Raw genomic sequence first — 17,767 nt, 5'->3', positions numbered from 1 at the left:
TCAATCAACATAAACTTCAATCATGAAAGCTTTAAACTTCAATGATGTTTATTCATCACGATATAAAAACAGTAAACCCATGTTTTGGGGCCTGCTGCTATTATCTGTTTTTGCCCTGCTCACGTTTTCCTGTAAAAAGGATAATATCATGCCGCAGGTTACTTCAACCCCGGTATTATCAGCAACATCAAGCACTATTGTCCTCACGAGGGATAATAAAGATCAGCAGGCTGTTACCCTAAAATGGTCGGCAGCTGCGGTGAAAGGGTTGCAGGGTTCTGTTACCTATTTTTTGCAGTGGGATTTAAAAGGCAGCAACTTTGCCAATGCCACGAATGTTAAACTTGGCCGGGATACCCTTACCAAAACCTATACACAGGAAGCATTGAACAATCTGTTTTATACGCTGCCCATAGCAGCAGCTACACAGGTAGAAGTGCGCATAGTAATTGCCACTTCTGATGGTTCGGTATCGCCGTTTAATTCCAATACCATAGGCTTAACAGTTACTACCTATAACAAAGTGATACCGCCACCATACAGCGCGCTTTGGATGGTGGGCGATGCTACGCCAAAAGGTTGGGATATAGGTAACGCTACACCAATGGTGCAGGATGGTACCGACCCGTATTTGTTTACCTATACAGGTTTGCTGGTTGCAGGGGAGTTTAAGATTGCTACCGTAAAAGATTTTGGCGGCGCGTTTTATCGCCCCTTAACCAATCATCCTGATCTGGCGGCTACAACAGTTCAGGTAAGCTCCGGCGATCCTGACAATAAATGGCAGATAGCCGCGGCCAAAGCAGGCAATTATAAGATCACCCTAAACCTGCATAACAACAGCATCAGTATTGTAAACACAGATCCGCCAAAAGCGCCATTTAGCCAGTTATGGTTATTGGGAGATGCCTCGCCGGGTGGCTGGAGCCTTGATGCCGCTACGCCATTAGTGGTTGATGCAAGCGATTCATTCATTTTTACCTGGACAGGGCCGTTAGTTGCCGGCGATTTTAAAATAGCTACGGCGAAGGATTTTAACGAGCCGTTTTACAGGCCAACAACCAACGCGCCGGATCTATCGGTCACTGCCGTTCAATTAAATGCCGGCGACCCGGATAACAAATGGCATATCGCTATAGCCAGTACCTATAAAATTACGCTTAACCTGCGTACCAATACCATAAGTATTGTAAATACCATTGTAAGCACACCACCTTACACCGCCTTGTGGATTATCGGCGACGCCTCGCCGGGCGGCTGGAGTTTGGATGCTGCTACGCCAATGGTAAAAAACGCCACCGATCCTTTTGTGTTTACCTGGGCCGGTCCGCTGGTTGCCGGTGAGTTTAAAATTGGCACAGCAAAGGATTTCGGCGCTAAGTTTTATCGCCCGGTTACTGATCATCCGGCACTGTCGGCAACAACCATGCAGCTTAGCTCGGGCGATCCGGATAATAAGTGGGTAGTTACAGCTTCAACAGCCGGTAATTACAAAATAACGCTCAATATGAAAGATTTGAGCATTGCTATCATCAAACAATAATTAAAATCGTCTCCCGGTGTTGCCGGGGGAACTCAAAAATAAAAGAGCAAATGAAAAAATACTGGATAGGTGGCCTAATGATGGTAGCTATTAGCTGCGGCTGCAAAAAGGATGGCCTGGTTGATAACACCGGGTTGATAAAAACGGTAACAACAGGTAGTCTGGTTAATATGAGTACAGATAAGGCTTTTTATAAACCAGGCGACGAGGTGAATTTTACGCTTGATAAGGCTTTGCCTGCAACAGTGAAGGTCAGGTATAAGCAATCTGGCAATATTGTTCAGTCCGTTAATTTGTCCGGCACCAGCTGGAAATGGATAGCCCCGGCGGCTGATTTTACCGGTTATATGGTTGAATTGTTTGACGGCACCGATGGCAAGGAGAAAATTTACGGCACAATAGCAGTTGATGTATCCTCAGACCCTGCACGCTTCCCCCGGAACGGCTTTTTATCGGCCTATGGCAAGATAAGTGATGCTGATATCAAAACAGTAATTAGCTCACTGAACCGTTACCATATGAATTACGTGCAATTTCAGGACTGGGAGGATAAGCACCATGAACCCTTGGCGGGCACGGTTACCAAACCAGATGCCAGCTGGAAGGATATTGCCAACCGCGATAATTACCAAACTACCATTAAGGGTTATATTAATGCCGCGCATGGTTATAACATGAAAACGCTGCATTATAATTTAGCCTATGGCGCTTTGAACGATGCTGCCGCTGATGGTGTAGCCGAAAGCTGGTATCTGTTTGATGATGGCAGCCATACCAAAAAAGAAGTGGCCGCTTTGCCGCAGCCAATGTTTAAAAGCGATTTGAATTTGATGGATCCATCAAATACCGGCTGGCAGCAATATTTAGCTGCCAAGACCAACGAAGCATACCAGGTTTATCCCTTTGATGGTTACCAGATAGATCAGCTGGGTAACCGCGATAAAACCTTGTATAATTATAATGGCGGAACGGTTGACCTGCCAACAGCTTTCAACTCCTTTATTAAGGCTATGAAAATGGCCATGCCAACCAAGGCCCTGGTGATGAACGCGGTAACGCAATATGGCCAGCCACAGATTGCCAGCGCGCCGGTTGATTTCCTGTACTCGGAAGTGTGGTCACCTAATGAAGGTTATAAAGACCTGGGCGATATTATTAAAAGTAATGATGCATTGACAGGCGGAGCCAAAAAGAGTGTACTGGCAGCCTACATGGATTATGACCTGGCGGGCAGCCCCGGCTATTTTAATACACCGGGCGTATTGTTTACCGATGCGGTGATCTTCGCCCACGGTGGTTCTCACCTGGAACTGGGCGAGCACATGCTGGGCAAGGAGTATTTTCCCAACAGCAACCTGCAAATGCGCGCCGACCTGAAGGCGGCCATGGTAAGCTATTATGACTTTTTAACCGCTTACCAGAATTTGCTGCGCGATGGGGGTACGTTCAACAACCCGTCAATTACTGCCGGCGATAGCAAAACCACGTTAAATAATTTCCCGCCGGTTAAAGGCCAGGTATCTGTAATAGGCAAAGACCTGGGCAGCAAACAGGTGATTCATTTGATTAACTTTGCCAACGCCACCAGTTTAGACTGGCGTGACCGTAATGGAACGCAAACGGCGCCTGTTCCTGTAACTAATGGCCGCTTTAATTTTATATCGGCCAAAACCATCAAAAAGATCTGGGTAGCATCGCCGGATATTGATGGAGGTGCATCCAAAATCGTAACTTATACCCAGTCTGGAAATTCGGTTACCTTCACATTGCCAATGTTAAAATACTGGGATATGGTTGTGGTGGAGTACCAATAAAAATTATAAAGATATATAATGAAATATTCGATTCCTGTAATTTTGAACTTACTGCTCGTAGCTGGTTATGTGAACGCGCAAAACAGTAAGCCCATTTACACTTCCAAAGTTTATACTGTATACCCCGACAGGGTGGTACAGGGCACGTACATAGCTAAAGCTATTTCGGCTACTCAACTGCAATCAAATTACCAAAGCCCTGCTAACCTGAACAAAAGCCCGGTAGTTGATTTTAAGTTCAGTATCAATGGCAAAGACAATGAAATGCCCTCCGGGAATGACCATCATTTCAACTGCTTGGCCCGGTCCAGCGAAACACCGGTTATTAAATTCGGTGAAAGCTATGTGGATAAGAAGGCCACACCCCCGGCCAGTTATCTGCAACCATCAACCAGCTTTAAAATAAGGGTGGACATGCGTGTTGTCCTCAACGCTTTTAAAATTAATGGATTCTATACCTGTTTTAATGGTGAAAAGATCTATAAGGATGATTTCAAGGGTGTATTTGTCGCCGGTAATACAGCTCCAATGATCTGGGATTTCAACAACATCCACAACCGTCCTGAATTGGAGCTGAAAGATCCTGATGGCGATGGGATTTACGAAACTACCCTGATACTCAATAAACCGGAGGATGCCAACAGCACAGCCTCCAGTTGGAAACTGAGCAGCGCTATAAGCGCTTTTCCGCAATATCACTCTGATTATCCGCTTTCTGATGCTATCTATAACCTCTCCCTGGAAGAAATGCAGAAAGCGGTAGAACCGGATAGTACCTTCCGTACCGGTAAGGAATGGAGCGGGGTATGGACAAGGGATATAAGCTATAGCATTATCCTGTCTATGGCAGTGCTGCAGCCCAAAGTAGCCATGTACAGTTTGATGCGGAAGGTTAAAAATGGTCGCATAATACAGGATACAGGCACCGGCGGTGCTTACCCGGTATCGTCTGACAGGATGATCTGGGCAGTAGCTGCCTGGGAAGTATATAAGGTTACAGGCGACAAGGAGTGGCTGGAAAAAGCCTATGCCATCATCAAAAAATCGACTGCCGATGATGTCCTGAACGTATATGACAAGCAAACCGGCCTCGTACGCGGCGAGTCATCATTTCTTGACTGGCGCGAAGAGACTTATCCCAAATGGATGCAGCCAGCCGATATTTATGAGTCGGAATGCCTGGGCACGAGCGTGGTGCACTACCAGGTGAACAAAGTACTGGCTGCTATGGCCGGGTTGCTTAACGATAAAACAGCAGCTGCCATTTATGATCAGCAAAGCAATACCATAAAAAGAGGATTGAACAGCTTATGGGTACCTGCCAAAGGTTACTATGGGCAATACCTGTATGGACGTGAGTATAAAATGCTGTCCCCCCGGTCAGAGGCTTTGGGTGAGGCACTTGCAGTACTATTTGATGCGGCAGATGCCGGCAAACAGCAAAGTGTGATCAGCAATACACCTGTAAACGAGTTTGGCATTCCCTGCATCTATCCGCAGATCCCTGATATCCTCCCGTATCATAACAACGCCGTTTGGCCGTTTGTAGAAACTTACTGGGCTATGGCATCGGCCAAAGCAGGTAATGAGGAATCGGTAATGAGGGCCATCAGCGCCATATATCGCCCGGCGGCTTTATGGTTAACCAATAAAGAAAACTTTGTAGCCAGTGACGGGGATTTTGCAGGTACGCAGATCAATAGCAGCAATATGCTGTGGAGCCTGTCAGGTAATATTGCTTTAGTTTATAAAGTATTGTTCGGGATTCATTATAATGAAAATAGCCTTCAATTTAAGCCGTTTGTGCCGAAAGCATTGGCAGGTAAACGTTTTTTAGATCGTTTTAAATACAGGGAAGCCTTGTTAAATATCAGCATGTCAGGATATGGCAATCAAATCAAAAGTATATCGCTTGATGGTAAGACAATATTCGGTGGAATTGTTCCAGCCAGCCTGAAAGGAGAACATATGGTCAACATTATATTAGCCAACAACGAGTTAACCGGTAAAACTAATCTTCAGCCTGCTTATACCACGCCGGGAACGCCGGTTGTTACCTGTACCAGGGGTAAGCTTAGCTGGCTAAAGACCGAAGGTGCGGCCCGGTACCGGATCATAAAAAACGGGCGGCTTATTACCATTACCAAGATCCTTAATTATCAGGTAAATATTAATGAGTATTCAGAATATCAGGTTATTGCCGTTGATGCAAAAGGTGTCGGCTCATTTGCGAGCGAACCTGTACAGGTTATACCGGCAAGCGCGGCGCAGCTAATCGAAGCTGAAACTTTGGCGGATAAATCAGGGCTTGTTTACCAGGGCTTTACAGGAAAAGGCTTCGTGGAGATTTCCGGGACGACAAATACAACTTTAAACATTCCCGTAAAGATTGATATGGACGGGATCTATGCGATAGATTTCAGGTATGCCAATGGTAATGGCCCGATCAATACCGAAAATAAATGCGCCATACGTACGTTGGGTGTAGATCAGGAATTTGCAGGTACTGTTGTGTTTCCGCAGCGTGGAAAAGGGGAGTGGAGCAATTGGGGGTACAGCAATATGGTTAAGGTGAAACTTACAAAAGGGAAGCACCAGGTCTCGCTTCAATTGAAAAATGCTAATGAAAATATGAATGGAGAGATTAACCAGGCGATGATAGATTATTTACGCATTATCAGGCTTACCGTTCATTGATACACATTGATTTGAAATTGATACTTGAAGAATATAAAAACCTAAAAATATCTACTTCTTTTGTTACACAGTCAGCATGAGATTGAGCTGACGCAGTTGATCTGAATATTGAAATGCGTTTCTGGGTGAGATCAGGAGCGCATTTTCTTTTAATGGTAGTGCTATTATAAAAAAAAAAGGATAAGGCACATATCGAAAGGTTGGTGCCGACTTTTGAGAAATGAATTTGCCCACCGATAATCAAAAAATCTTTAGACAATTTTTGAATGACCTCTTTAGTGCCTAAGTTCAGACGACTGCTGATCATGCCGTCGTAAATTATTTGATTTATTATTATTTATTCTTCCATCATTTTTTTATTTGACTTTTTGTGAATTACCGACCAACAAATTTCGCTTGTTCTTCAAGATAACAGGCTCTTGTAGGGTAATCTCGGATGCAGTTTCAAGACCCTCAATAATCTTTTAATAACAATACGACAACATATTTTATTAACACTGACTAATTGAATGAATGCCTAAACTTCAAGGGCGAAAAGTTGGTTTTTATTTTGAACAGCTTTTTAAGCGATAGCGGATGTTCAAAACCCAAATCATATGCAATTTCGCTCAGGGATAAATCCGTTGTAGATAGTTTCTCCTTAACTTTTTCAATCAGCTTGTTCTGAATATGTTTTTGTGTACTCTGTCCTGTCAATACAACCCCTTGAATACGTTGTTGGCATTTGAGAGTGCTTTAAGTAGTGAAGAGTGCCCCCGTTTTGACCAACATCATTCACTCCGTGCAAAGCAGATATAAATAAGCTTAATTATAGCTGTAAATCCGACATTTTATAATGTTAAAATTATATCACAAACTATTTATATTTCCATCTACTAAAGGCTTGAAATATTTAGCTTTGATTTCCATAGCATTAAACCCATTTATTACCGTTGATGAATAAACCATTACTACACTTTTTTGCCCTTATTCTTTCGGCTTTTTTTATCCTGTTAAATAACAACAGCTTTGGTCAGTCTATGAGGTGTTTAAGTATTGACAATGGGCTTTCTAATAATTCAGTTAACACGTTGTTTCAGGATAGTTATGGTTTTTTTTGGTTTGGCACTTACGATGGCCTGAACAGGTATGATGGCAGCAATTTCCAGGTATTCAAAAACAAATGGAACGACGAAGAATCGCTTAGCAATAATCACGTAAATTGTATTACAGAAGGTTGGGGAAAAAAAATTTGGGTAGGAACCGAAAGCGGCGTTGCTTATTATAATTATGCAGACGCAAAAATTCACTCGGTGTATTATCACCCGGCAACCGGGAACAAATTAATAAAAATCACTTCAAAAATATACAACCTGGGCGCCGATGTAAACGGAAATGTATACATCGGGACCAACGACATTGGCTTGTTAGTATGTAAAAAAGGGCAGATAATTTGTCGCCAGGTAGTTTACTCAGATAAAGTCCGCAATTATAATGTTCATAACATATCTATTGATAAACAGGGCCGGATATGGTTGTTTATCAGTGGTATCGGCCTTTGCCAGTATAACAGATCGTCGGATAAAATTATTTTAATTAGCGATAAGTTGGAAGGTGTTAGTTGCATTACTCCTGATTTTCATAATGCCTTTGTTTGGATGGGAACAGAACAGGGGCTTTATAAATACGATGTAGCACATGATAAGTTAATTGATGTGAGTCAGAAGGATAACAAATTAACCAGCAAAAACATCATGCAGATATACATTGACAAAGCTGAAAAAGTATGGGTTGCTACAGATGGCGGAAGTATAAATATAATTGACCCTTTTACCGGGAAAGTGAGTTATCTCCTAGCCGGGGAAGCAAAAGGCTCGTTAAGCAGCAGCTCGGTATATTACATTTATGAAGACAGGGATTCACGAAAGTGGATAGCCACCCTCAAAGGCGGAATAAACATAATAGACAACAAAAATCACCCTTTTACAGCAATCACCCACGACCCTGCAAATAAAAATAGCCTGATTAACAACTTCACCCGCTCCTTTTGTGAGGATACCGATGCAAATATATGGATTGGAACAGCAGGAGGAGGCCTAAGTTACTGGAATACCAAGTTAAATATCTTTACAAATTATCGACATAGCGAAAACTCGCCGGCTTCATTAAGCAGCGATCTTGTAATGAGTATAATCAATGACTATAAAAACAATATATGGATTGCCAGTTTTAACGGCGGCATCAACCTGTTTAATAAAAGTACGCAAACGTTTAAACATTATAGATGCTTTAACACTGTTACACGGATGGAAGACCGCAGTGTCTGGAAATTATTTGAAGACAGGCATCACAACCTATGGGCTGCTACCACGCGAGGGGGCGCTTTGTATTTGTATAACTCTACAACAGATAAGTTTGAGCTGTTTGATAGCCGCCTGACCAGCATCAATTGTTTTTGTGAAGATAAGGAGGGCAGCCTATGGGCAGGAAACAACAGCCAGCTGATTAAGATTGATTTAAACGGCAAACGGCATCGCATTTACCCTATGAACTCAGTAATATTTACTATTCACGAGGACAAGATGGGAAGGTTTTGGCTGGGAACAGATGTTGGTGGCCTGCTTTTGTTTAACCGAACCAAACAAACCTTTACCAGATACACCAGCGCCGATGGCTTGCCAGGTAACACAGTACTTAACATACTAGAAGATAATGAAGGATCAATCTGGTTCAGCACCTATAATGGGCTCTGTAAATTCAATCCGGCTTCGAAAACTATCAAAAACTATTATGCATCAGATGGACTTTTATGTAATCAATTTAGTTATAATGCCGCTTTAAAACTAAAGTCGGGTCAGTTTTTATTCGGAGGGATAAAAGGATTCAATCAGTTTAACCCCGATAGCCTAAAACGTTCCATAAGTAATCCGGAAATATTCTTAACCGGATTAAGAATAAACAATCTATCGATTGAGCGAGACCCTGCATATAAGGGTAAAGGAAGTGTGATGAATATTAACGAAATCACGGTGCCGTATGACAAAGCAGTTATTTCGGCAGATTTCATTGCGCTTGAGTATTCTTTTCAGGATAAAATTTCATACGCTTATTATCTGGAAGGGTGGGATCATGTTTGGAATAATGCAGGGAAAATAAGAACCGTTAATTATACACACTTGAATGAAGGATATTATACGTTAAGAATAAAGTCAACCAACACTGATGGCGTATGGATTAATAACCAGCGCACCATTAATATAACCATTTTGCCACCCTGGCAAAGAACGTGGTGGGCTTATTTGATTTATGCTACTATAATCGGAACAATTATTTATCGGTTTTGGCTGTACGCTATGAGACAAACAAAACTAAAATATGAAGTGCAGATTGCCAATTTGAAAGTTGAACGGGAAAAAGAACTGAATGAAAAGAAGCTGTCGTTTTTTACCAATGTTTCGCACGAATTCCGTACGCCGCTTACACTTATAATTAACCCGATAAAAGATTTATTGAACAACGATAAAAACAATTCGGAACTAAACACCATTTACAGGAACGCGCGCCGCCTGCTTGGCCTGGTTGACCATTTATTGCTATTCAGAAAAACTGAAAGCGAAAATGGCCAGTTAAAAATTGTTAACCTGAATTTCTATGCGCTTACTAAAGATGTTTACTTGTGTTTTAAACATCAGGCTAAAATGAAAAATATTTATTATCAGTTTGATTGTGATGATGAACAATTGATGATAGCCGGGGATCGCGAAAAGTTGGAAATCGCTTTATTTAACTTGATATCAAACGCAATAAAGTTTACTCCAGAAGGTGGTAAAATTAATATACGCCTTTCCGAAACGGAAACTAGCGTAGTAGTTGAGGTTTGCGATAATGGTTGCGGTATTGCCGGGGACGCCGGAGAAAAGCCGTTTGATAAATTTTATCAAATTAAAGATAATTCCTTACTCAAAACTGGTTTTGGCATCGGCCTTTATCTTGTAAAAAGCTTCATAAAGAGCCATAACGGAGAAATAAAATACTTTAAAAACGAACTGGGAGGCACCACATTTACAGCAACGTTGCCCAAAACCAGCCTGTTACCGGCAAACGATGAAGCAGAGCGAAAAACATCTGACCAGCACCTGCTAGAGGAATTGATCAATAACGAGTCACAGGAAGGGATCTCGGCCGAGGAAGATGTAAGCAACCTGGAATTACTGATATCCGACAGGCAATCCTTGCTAATAATTGATGATAACTTGCAATTGCGGACTTACATCAAAAAAATCTTTAAAGAGAAATACAAGACATACGAAGCGACAAACGGCGAATCGGGTCTGGAAATGATTAAAAAACACGTGCCTGATATAGTGATAAGCGATATTGTAATGGATTCGCTATCGGGAATTGATTTATGCCGGATTATCAAGCAGGATGCATCGCTTAGCCATATCCCGGTTGTGTTGCTCACAGGTGACCCTAACCCCGAGGCGAAGCTAGCGGGTATAGAAGTAGGAGCCGTTGACTTTGTAAGCAAGCCCTTTGAAAAAGATCTACTGATAGCCCGGGTACAGGGTATTTTGAAAGACAGGCAGGAATTGCAAAACTATTTTTATAACGAGGTAACCTTAAAGTCAAACGCCCGTAATATTTCCGAACATCATAAAGACTTTTTATATAAGTGTATTGCGATCATTGAAAACTACCTGGCCGATCCCGATTTTGATGTAAAAACAATAGCCAACGAAATGGGGATGAGCTATTCCAGTCTGTTTAAAAAGATAAAAATTGTAAGTGGTAAATCCGTTAAAGGTTTCATTCGCTTTGTAAGGTTACGCAAAGCCGCCGAGCTTATGATCCATACCAATTGCAATGTAAACGAGGCTGCTCTGAATGCCGGGTTTAACGACATTAAATATTTCCGCGAGCATTTCATAAAACAATTTGGAGTTAAACCATCGGATTTTATTAAGAAGCATCGCGCAGCATTCCGCAAGACCTTTTTGATGGAAGAGCCAAGGCGTTAGTCATAATATCTTTTCGCCAGATAGGATAGAACTCCAGGAAGGCCAAATTAAATTTTGCTGTGACATCCTCTGCGAACCATCGTGTCTCTCATGGTTGATTTTCTCGACAAGGTGTGCAAGGGCTCACAAAGACCAATGGAATTCAAGAACGACAAAATATCATTTTTGTATTGAATTTTACTTTTTTATTTTGATACAATCTTTACTTTGCTCTGCCATATACGGTTTTGAAATATAGTCTTTAATAGGTATTCAAAATTGTTTGTATTCTCCAACAGAGTAGACCAAGAACGAGACAATGACCAAATACTAATAGCTGCTGCAAAACGGCGGGCCCTATCGGGATACTTTCGGTTGAATCATAAGTTAGTATAGTTTAAATCTCTCAATCATACCACAGGAAATTCTACACAACGGAACAATATCTTGCGAATGACGCAAAAAGGGGGGCTATGTAGATTTACCCCCCCGTCAATTTACAGGTTTGTCCCCCACGGGCGATGAAAAAATCTCCTTATTTAGTTTCTATCGATTGGCGCCAAGTCGTTCATTTTTAGTTATCAGTAAAAAACGCTTACATCAAACAGCTATGTATCAGTATGCTTTGTAAAAACAACTATGCCCGCAGTATAGCTCCCAGGATAGGGTTATACCTGCCAGAAAAAAAGAAAAAACATCAAATCAAAAACAAGTTCAAAAATTAAATTATATGAGAAAAAAATTTACTTACGCAGTTTATATTACGTTTATTTTAAGCGTAATAATTAACAGCTTTAGCCAACCTGCATTTGCACAGGGCACATCGTACGTGGTGAAAGGAAAGGTGGTAGACAATAAGAACCAGCCTCTGCTCGGTGCTTCTGTGAAAGTGGACGGATCAACACAGGCAGTAATCACTGACACCGAAGGCAGCTTCAATTTAACGCTTAATGCTCCGGCCACGTTAACAATTAGCTTTATAGGCATGGAGCCTCAGCTGGTTCGGGTAAGCAGTATTAACAGAACACTAACAGTAATACTGATGGGCAATGGCAAGCTACTCAACGAAGTAGTGGTTGTAGGTTACGGTACCCAAAAACGTTCGGACGTTACGGGGGCAATAACTTCGGTACCTAAAAAGAGACTCGAGGAATTGCCCGTTACTAATGTTTTACAATCAATAGAAGGTGCGGTGGCGGGCCTGACGGTTACTACCACATCTGCCATTCCGGGCAGTCAACCGGCTGCGCTCATCAGGGGGCAAAACTCTATTACCGCAACTTCAGGCCCGTATGTAGTAGTTGATGGTATCCCGCTGAGCAAAAGTGGTGGTTCGCTCAATGATATTAACCCCAATGATATTTCTTCAGTTGAAATATTAAAAGATGCCTCTGCAACTGCAATCTACGGTATGAACGGTTCAAATGGAGTTATACTGGTGACTACAAAACGCGGAACATCCGGCAAACCGGTTATCCGCTACAACGGTTATGCGGGATACGAAAATATCGCGCATTTGCTTGCACCGCGTGACCCTGCATCATTTACACAAAAATACCTGGATTACCTGATGGAGACCGGCGGCAAACAGCAGTTTACCGAACCGGTTTACAATAACGGTGAAAGAGCCAACTACGCCAAAGGCATCACCACCGATTGGGTGAAACAAGCAACGCAGCAAGGAATAATGCAGGACCATAACCTCAGCATTTCAGGTGGCACTCCTGATACTAAATACTTCATTTCGGGCGATTACCTGAACCTAAAAGGTGTGGTTAAGGGCTACCAGTATCATCGGGTAAGTATACGGTCAAACCTGGACATTAATGTAACGAATTTCTTAACAGTCGGTACTTCAACATTCTTTTCAAATAACAACTATGATGGTGGCCGTGCCAATTTACTGCTCGCCACTGCTATGAGCCCTTACGGGACCGAATACAATCCGGACGGCACCTATATGATATATCCGCAGTCGCCCGAACAATTGTATACCAACCCAATGTTGGGACTGACCACTAAACAGATAAACCGCAGCGTGAACCTAAGCGGAAACGGCTACGCCGAAGTAAAATTTGGCGGTGCAATTAAAGGATTAAGATACCGGCTAAACGCGGGCTATAACTATTTGCCTGCCCGTGTTGACAGTTACAGCGGGCGTTTGGCGAATACGCCATTAGGTGCAGCGAGTGCAGCCAGTTCCGAAACACAAAGTTATACCATTGAGAACCTATTGTACTATGACCGTGATTTTGGAAAAAACCATTTGAATTTCACCGGTTTGTACAGTGCACAGCGCCGCAGGTATTTTACCTCTACCGCATCAGGTACCGGTTATATTAATGACGAACTATCATTTAATAATATCGGCGCGGGCAGCACTTTAAGTTCATCGTCATACTCTGATCGTTACGCGGCTAACTCGCAAATGGGACGTATTAACTATTCTTACGATAGCAAGTACCTGTTAACCTTAACAGCCCGTCGCGATGGTTCCTCTGTATTTGGCGCTAATACTAATAAGTATGGCTGGTTTCCTTCGGCTGCTGCCGGCTGGAATATAACTAAGGAAGCCTTTCTTAAAGATTCGAAGGTTGTGGATAACCTTAAGTTACGGCTGTCATATGGTAAATCCGGTAACGAGGCGCTGCCTGTTTACCGCACTATTACTACCGATGGTACCATACGTTCTCCATTCAACGGCGTAAGCCAGATAGGTGTACAAGCCAGCAATCTGGGTAATACAAACCTGCATTGGGAAAGCACTGTAAGCACCAACCTTGGCATGGACTTTTCATTGCTCAAAAACCGTATTGCCGGCACTATTGATGTATATAGCTCAAATACGTCGGGTTTGCTGCTAAGCCGCGGACTGCCTGGCATTACCGGTTACGGTTCAGTGCTTGATAATATTGGCAAAACCTCAAACAAAGGATTGGAGATATCGCTGAACACCCATAACATCGATTTGAAAAATTTTCACTGGGAAACCAATATTGTTTACTCAACCAACAAAAACAAAATTATAAGCCTTTACGGAGATGGTAAAGACGATTTGGGTAACCGCTGGTTTCTTGGAAAACCCATAAGCGTAATCTACGACTATAAGATGACGGGCATTTGGCAAACCGGTGAAGATGCTTCAAAACAAGACCCCGGCGCTAAGCCGGGCGACCTTAAATTTGCTGATTTGGACGGTGATGGAAAAATAACTGCTAACGACAAAACCATTTTAGGCCAGACAGCGCCTAAATGGACAGCCGGTATTACCAACACCTTCCACTACAAGCAAATTAATCTTAGCGTATTTATCCAGACGGCCCAGGGAATGTTAAAAAATAACGCTGATTTTAACTATGCTGACGAAGCCGGGCGTAGAAATACACCTGCCGCAATTGGCTATTGGACACCAACAAATGGCAATAATCAATTCCAGGCATTATCGTATACCAACACCCGCGGTTATGGTTATCCGCATAATGCCAGCTACACCCGCATTAAAGATATCACCCTAAGCTATGTATTTTCACAAAGAATACTCGATCAGTTACATATTGCAGGTTTAACAATCTATGCAAGTGGCCGGAACCTGTACACCTTCACCAAATGGATAGGCTGGGACCCGGAAGATAATTATTCAACACGAGGATCAGGAGACTGGACCAATAACTACCCGCAAACCCGCACCATCGTTTTTGGAGCCAATATTTCTTTAAAATAAGTTAAACGTAAAAGACATGAAAAAATATTCAATATTGGGTGTTGTATGCATACTTGCCGTGACAATTACGTCATGTAAAAAAAACTATCTCGACGAAAAACCCTACTCTTCATATACGCCGTTAACATTAACTGACTCATTAGGATTCGAGGCATCTGCCATTGGCCTCTATAATTATGAAACCGGTATTTTAACTTACTCAGGCCGTCAGGGTTGGCCAAGCGTTTGGCAGGTTGGAACCGATGTGGCCAATGCCACCGCACAGCAAGAGGGCATTGAAGTGCCCTATTATAATTACAGCCTGTTAACCAATACAGATGCCGCTGCATCTTACATCTGGAGTAAGTATTACGCGTTGATTAACAATGCCAACATTATTATTGCTTCTGCCGAAAATCCGACGACTACCAAGATTACTTTGGTAGGCAAAAAACAGGTTGAAGCCGAGGCAAAATTCTTTAGGGCCTATGCTTACAATAACCTGGCCACCCTTTTTGGTAAAGTGCCGCTCGTTACCGCCCCGGTAAGCGGCTACAAGGCTAATTTTACACGCACAGCACTTGATGCCGTGAATGCGCAGATCGTTAGCGATCTTACTTATGCGAGTACCAACCTTGCCGACCTTAACAGTACCGGCAGCAAAGTGAATATGCAGGGCAAAGCTGTTGGCCGGGCAAATAAATACATGGCGATGCAGCTGCTGGCCGAAGCGTATTTGCGCATGGGTAAAAACGACCTTGCCGAGCAACAGGCCCAGGCAGTTATCAGCAGCGGTAAATTCAGCCTCGTTAACTCCCGTTATGGTGTTAGGGCAAGCGGCAGGGGCGATTATTATTCCGATATGTTTGTGTATGGCAATCAGCGCCGTTCGCAGGGTAGCTCCGAAGCTATTTGGGTACTCGAGCAAGAAAATCCAAACACGGTAGTAGGCGGCAACGTTGATAATGCGCAGCAGCGCCGTGTTTGGGGAGCTGCCTATTACCAGGTGCCCGGTATGTTGCCATGTGATTCATTGGGTGGCCGCAGTATTGCAAGATTACGTTTAAGTAACTGGGTACTATATGGTTTATACCCTGCAGGCGATATGCGTAACTCGAACAACAATATCAGAAGGCAATATTATTATAACGACCCATCCGCCACCTATAGCGCACTTTATGGTAAACCGGTTCCGTTTACCGGTACCGATACATTGTTCAGAATCTGCCCAAGCACTACTAAATGGGGCGCGTTTGACCCCAATGATACCTTTGGCTATGCCATGATAAAGGACTTTATTATGATGCGTTTGGGTGAAACTTACCTTTTAATGGCGGAAGCCCAGGTAAAACAAGGTAAAAACGCCGAAGCCGCTGCAAGTATCAATATTTTGCGTACCCGGGCCCGGGCCCCGCTGGTAACCGGCTCGCAAATGACTATGGATTTTATACTTGATGAACGGGCGCGTGAGTTGATAGGTGAAGAAAACAGAAGGTTAACCCTGATGCGTACCGGTACACTTGTTGACCGTGCTATCCGTCTTAACGCCACTGATGCAGTACATCCAACCGTTGGGATTGTCGCTAAAAATCTTTTACTGCCAATTCCGCTTTCAGAAATTCAACTAAATAAGGATGCGGTTTTAGAACAAAACCCGGGCTACTAAAATGCGAAACAGTTAAGCGGCATTTATTTGCCGCTTAACTTGTTATATTTATCTATCGATGCTCTTTTTTCTAATAACTATAAACGCATCAGTATTATGATTGATGGCGATGGCTGCCTGCACATGGCATGGGGGATGCACAATCAACAATATAGCGGCTAATATTCAACCTGAAGCAACTAAAACTTTAGAACCAATAACCACTAAAAAAATCGGGCTGATTATTGCAGGTGTCACTATCACGATACTTCTATTGATTCTGACTACATCCCATTCAAATTTAAAACCCTACCGTGCGGCTCCTATTTCTCAGGATTTGGCTTAAACTTATCAAGCACAACTTTGGGAATTATAAAAATTGCCACTTCTGTTTTACTGTATTTAGTTCCTTTTAACATTTTGTTATTCATGGATTATCTTTTCAGAACAAGACAACGTCAGTTAATCCCGGGAGAACAAAATCATTAACAAATTAGCTGTGTATCCCCTCGACCCATTCATATACAATTGAATGAAAGCAGAGCAGGAATGGTGTGGTCAAGTTTTCGAGAATGTCCTCTTGTCATCGTTATTCACCTGGGGAATATGCTAAACCTGGATAAACCATAAAAGCACTTCGCTTAAATCCTAAAAATGTTGAGGCTTTAAATAACCTGGGGTTGATTTATCATGATATATTTCAGGACACTCCTGAAGCTATCAATTGCTTTCAAAAGGCCGTTGAAATTAGCCCTCGATTTACAATAGCAAAGTTAAACCTGGGATTCGCATTGAGGAAATTCCCGGATAAATACGATGAGGCGGCAGCCATTTATAAGGATATTTTGTCTTATGACCCTTATGAATCAACACTCTTTGGTATTTATAAAAGAGAATCAGTAGATATTGATAAGCTGATTTTATTTTCGAGGCTACTAAATAAGAATCTGTTTCTATATTATTTGAATGAGGAACCTTTGAAAAGCATGTTCAGTAAAGACATGGTGACACTTCAAAATCGTATTCTCGAACTTGAAACCGAATTGAGTTCAAAAGGCGAAAAGCTAAAGGATTTAACAGACATTATTGAAACGCAAAAAAAGGTAATTTCCTTGTATGAGGCTAATGTTTCTAATAAGGCAGGTGGACGAAACAAACGAAGTAGATAATTACTATAAATTATCCCTTCTAATCAATTTCCTGATATTCCTGGAAATGTAGTTTAATTTAGTGACATCCTGCGTTGCGAGTCGACCATCGTACCTTGCTTAACATTAAATAGATGACTTCTTCGGTTTCAATCGTGGTATCGCCCAAAGCAAATTAAATAGATTGACTTCCCTTACTTAATCAATATTCATAGAATTACAACTGAATAGTATGCTGATT

The 17,767-nt window shown here is 42.3% G+C and carries 7 protein-coding genes and 1 pseudogene; 7 read left to right on the top strand and 1 reads right to left on the bottom strand.

Annotated features, from left to right (window positions below):
* The first annotated feature begins 22 nt into the window (after nucleotides 1-22).
* Genes BMX56_RS25880 through BMX56_RS25870 form a run of 3 tightly spaced genes read left to right on the top strand, consistent with a single transcriptional unit; the run spans nucleotide 23 to nucleotide 6,054 of the window.
* A complete protein-coding gene (locus BMX56_RS25880) occupies nucleotides 23-1,543 on the top strand; it encodes a SusE domain-containing protein (RefSeq protein ID WP_090652610.1) in 1,521 nt (506 codons plus the stop codon).
* A gap of 50 nt (nucleotides 1,544-1,593) precedes the next feature.
* Nucleotides 1,594-3,357: an endo-dextranase gene (locus tag BMX56_RS25875; protein ID WP_090652609.1), complete on the top strand. Its 1,764-nt coding sequence runs from the start codon at nucleotides 1,594-1,596 to the stop codon at nucleotides 3,355-3,357.
* 18 nt (nucleotides 3,358-3,375) lie between these two features.
* On the top strand, nucleotides 3,376-6,054 hold the full coding sequence (locus tag BMX56_RS25870; RefSeq protein WP_090652608.1) for an alpha-L-rhamnosidase-related protein: 2,679 nt from the start codon (nucleotides 3,376-3,378) through the stop codon (nucleotides 6,052-6,054).
* A 501-nt stretch (nucleotides 6,055-6,555) separates the two neighbouring features.
* On the opposite strand, the pseudogene BMX56_RS25865 reads toward BMX56_RS25870, so the two are convergent.
* A pseudogene (locus BMX56_RS25865) lies at nucleotides 6,556-6,750 on the bottom strand (helix-turn-helix domain-containing protein); the annotation flags it as partial.
* A 239-nt stretch (nucleotides 6,751-6,989) separates the two neighbouring features.
* Between BMX56_RS25865 and BMX56_RS25860 the strand changes: the two are divergent.
* From BMX56_RS25860 to BMX56_RS25845, 4 genes are all read left to right on the top strand, one after another.
* On the top strand, nucleotides 6,990-11,054 hold the full coding sequence (locus BMX56_RS25860) for a hybrid sensor histidine kinase/response regulator transcription factor (RefSeq protein WP_090652607.1): 4,065 nt from the start codon (nucleotides 6,990-6,992) through the stop codon (nucleotides 11,052-11,054).
* 709 nt (nucleotides 11,055-11,763) lie between these two features.
* Nucleotides 11,764-14,754: a SusC/RagA family TonB-linked outer membrane protein gene (locus BMX56_RS25855; RefSeq protein ID WP_090652606.1), complete on the top strand. Its 2,991-nt coding sequence runs from the start codon at nucleotides 11,764-11,766 to the stop codon at nucleotides 14,752-14,754.
* A 16-nt stretch (nucleotides 14,755-14,770) separates the two neighbouring features.
* Nucleotides 14,771-16,399 carry a RagB/SusD family nutrient uptake outer membrane protein gene (locus BMX56_RS25850; protein ID WP_090652605.1) on the top strand — a complete coding sequence of 543 codons (1,629 nt, stop codon included), beginning with the start codon at nucleotides 14,771-14,773 and terminating at the stop codon, nucleotides 16,397-16,399.
* 605 nt (nucleotides 16,400-17,004) lie between these two features.
* A complete protein-coding gene (locus BMX56_RS25845) occupies nucleotides 17,005-17,547 on the top strand; it encodes a tetratricopeptide repeat protein (RefSeq protein WP_090652604.1) in 543 nt (180 codons plus the stop codon).
* Nucleotides 17,548-17,767 lie beyond the last annotated feature (220 nt).

Source organism: Mucilaginibacter sp. OK283, from assembly GCF_900110415.1.
Classification (GTDB): Bacteria; Bacteroidota; Bacteroidia; order Sphingobacteriales; family Sphingobacteriaceae; genus Mucilaginibacter.
Note: the sequence above shows the minus strand (reverse complement) of the source record. Positions and strands in the feature narration are given on the sequence as shown.

Coding starts and splice junctions, on each gene's coding strand:
- BMX56_RS25880 (WP_090652610.1), top strand. CDS start 23: ATGAAAGCTTTAAACTTCAATGATGTTTATTCATCACGATATAAAAAC.
- BMX56_RS25875 (WP_090652609.1), top strand. CDS start 1,594: ATGAAAAAATACTGGATAGGTGGCCTAATGATGGTAGCTATTAGCTGC.
- BMX56_RS25870 (WP_090652608.1), top strand. CDS start 3,376: ATGAAATATTCGATTCCTGTAATTTTGAACTTACTGCTCGTAGCTGGT.
- BMX56_RS25860 (WP_090652607.1), top strand. CDS start 6,990: ATGAATAAACCATTACTACACTTTTTTGCCCTTATTCTTTCGGCTTTT.
- BMX56_RS25855 (WP_090652606.1), top strand. CDS start 11,764: ATGAGAAAAAAATTTACTTACGCAGTTTATATTACGTTTATTTTAAGC.
- BMX56_RS25850 (WP_090652605.1), top strand. CDS start 14,771: ATGAAAAAATATTCAATATTGGGTGTTGTATGCATACTTGCCGTGACA.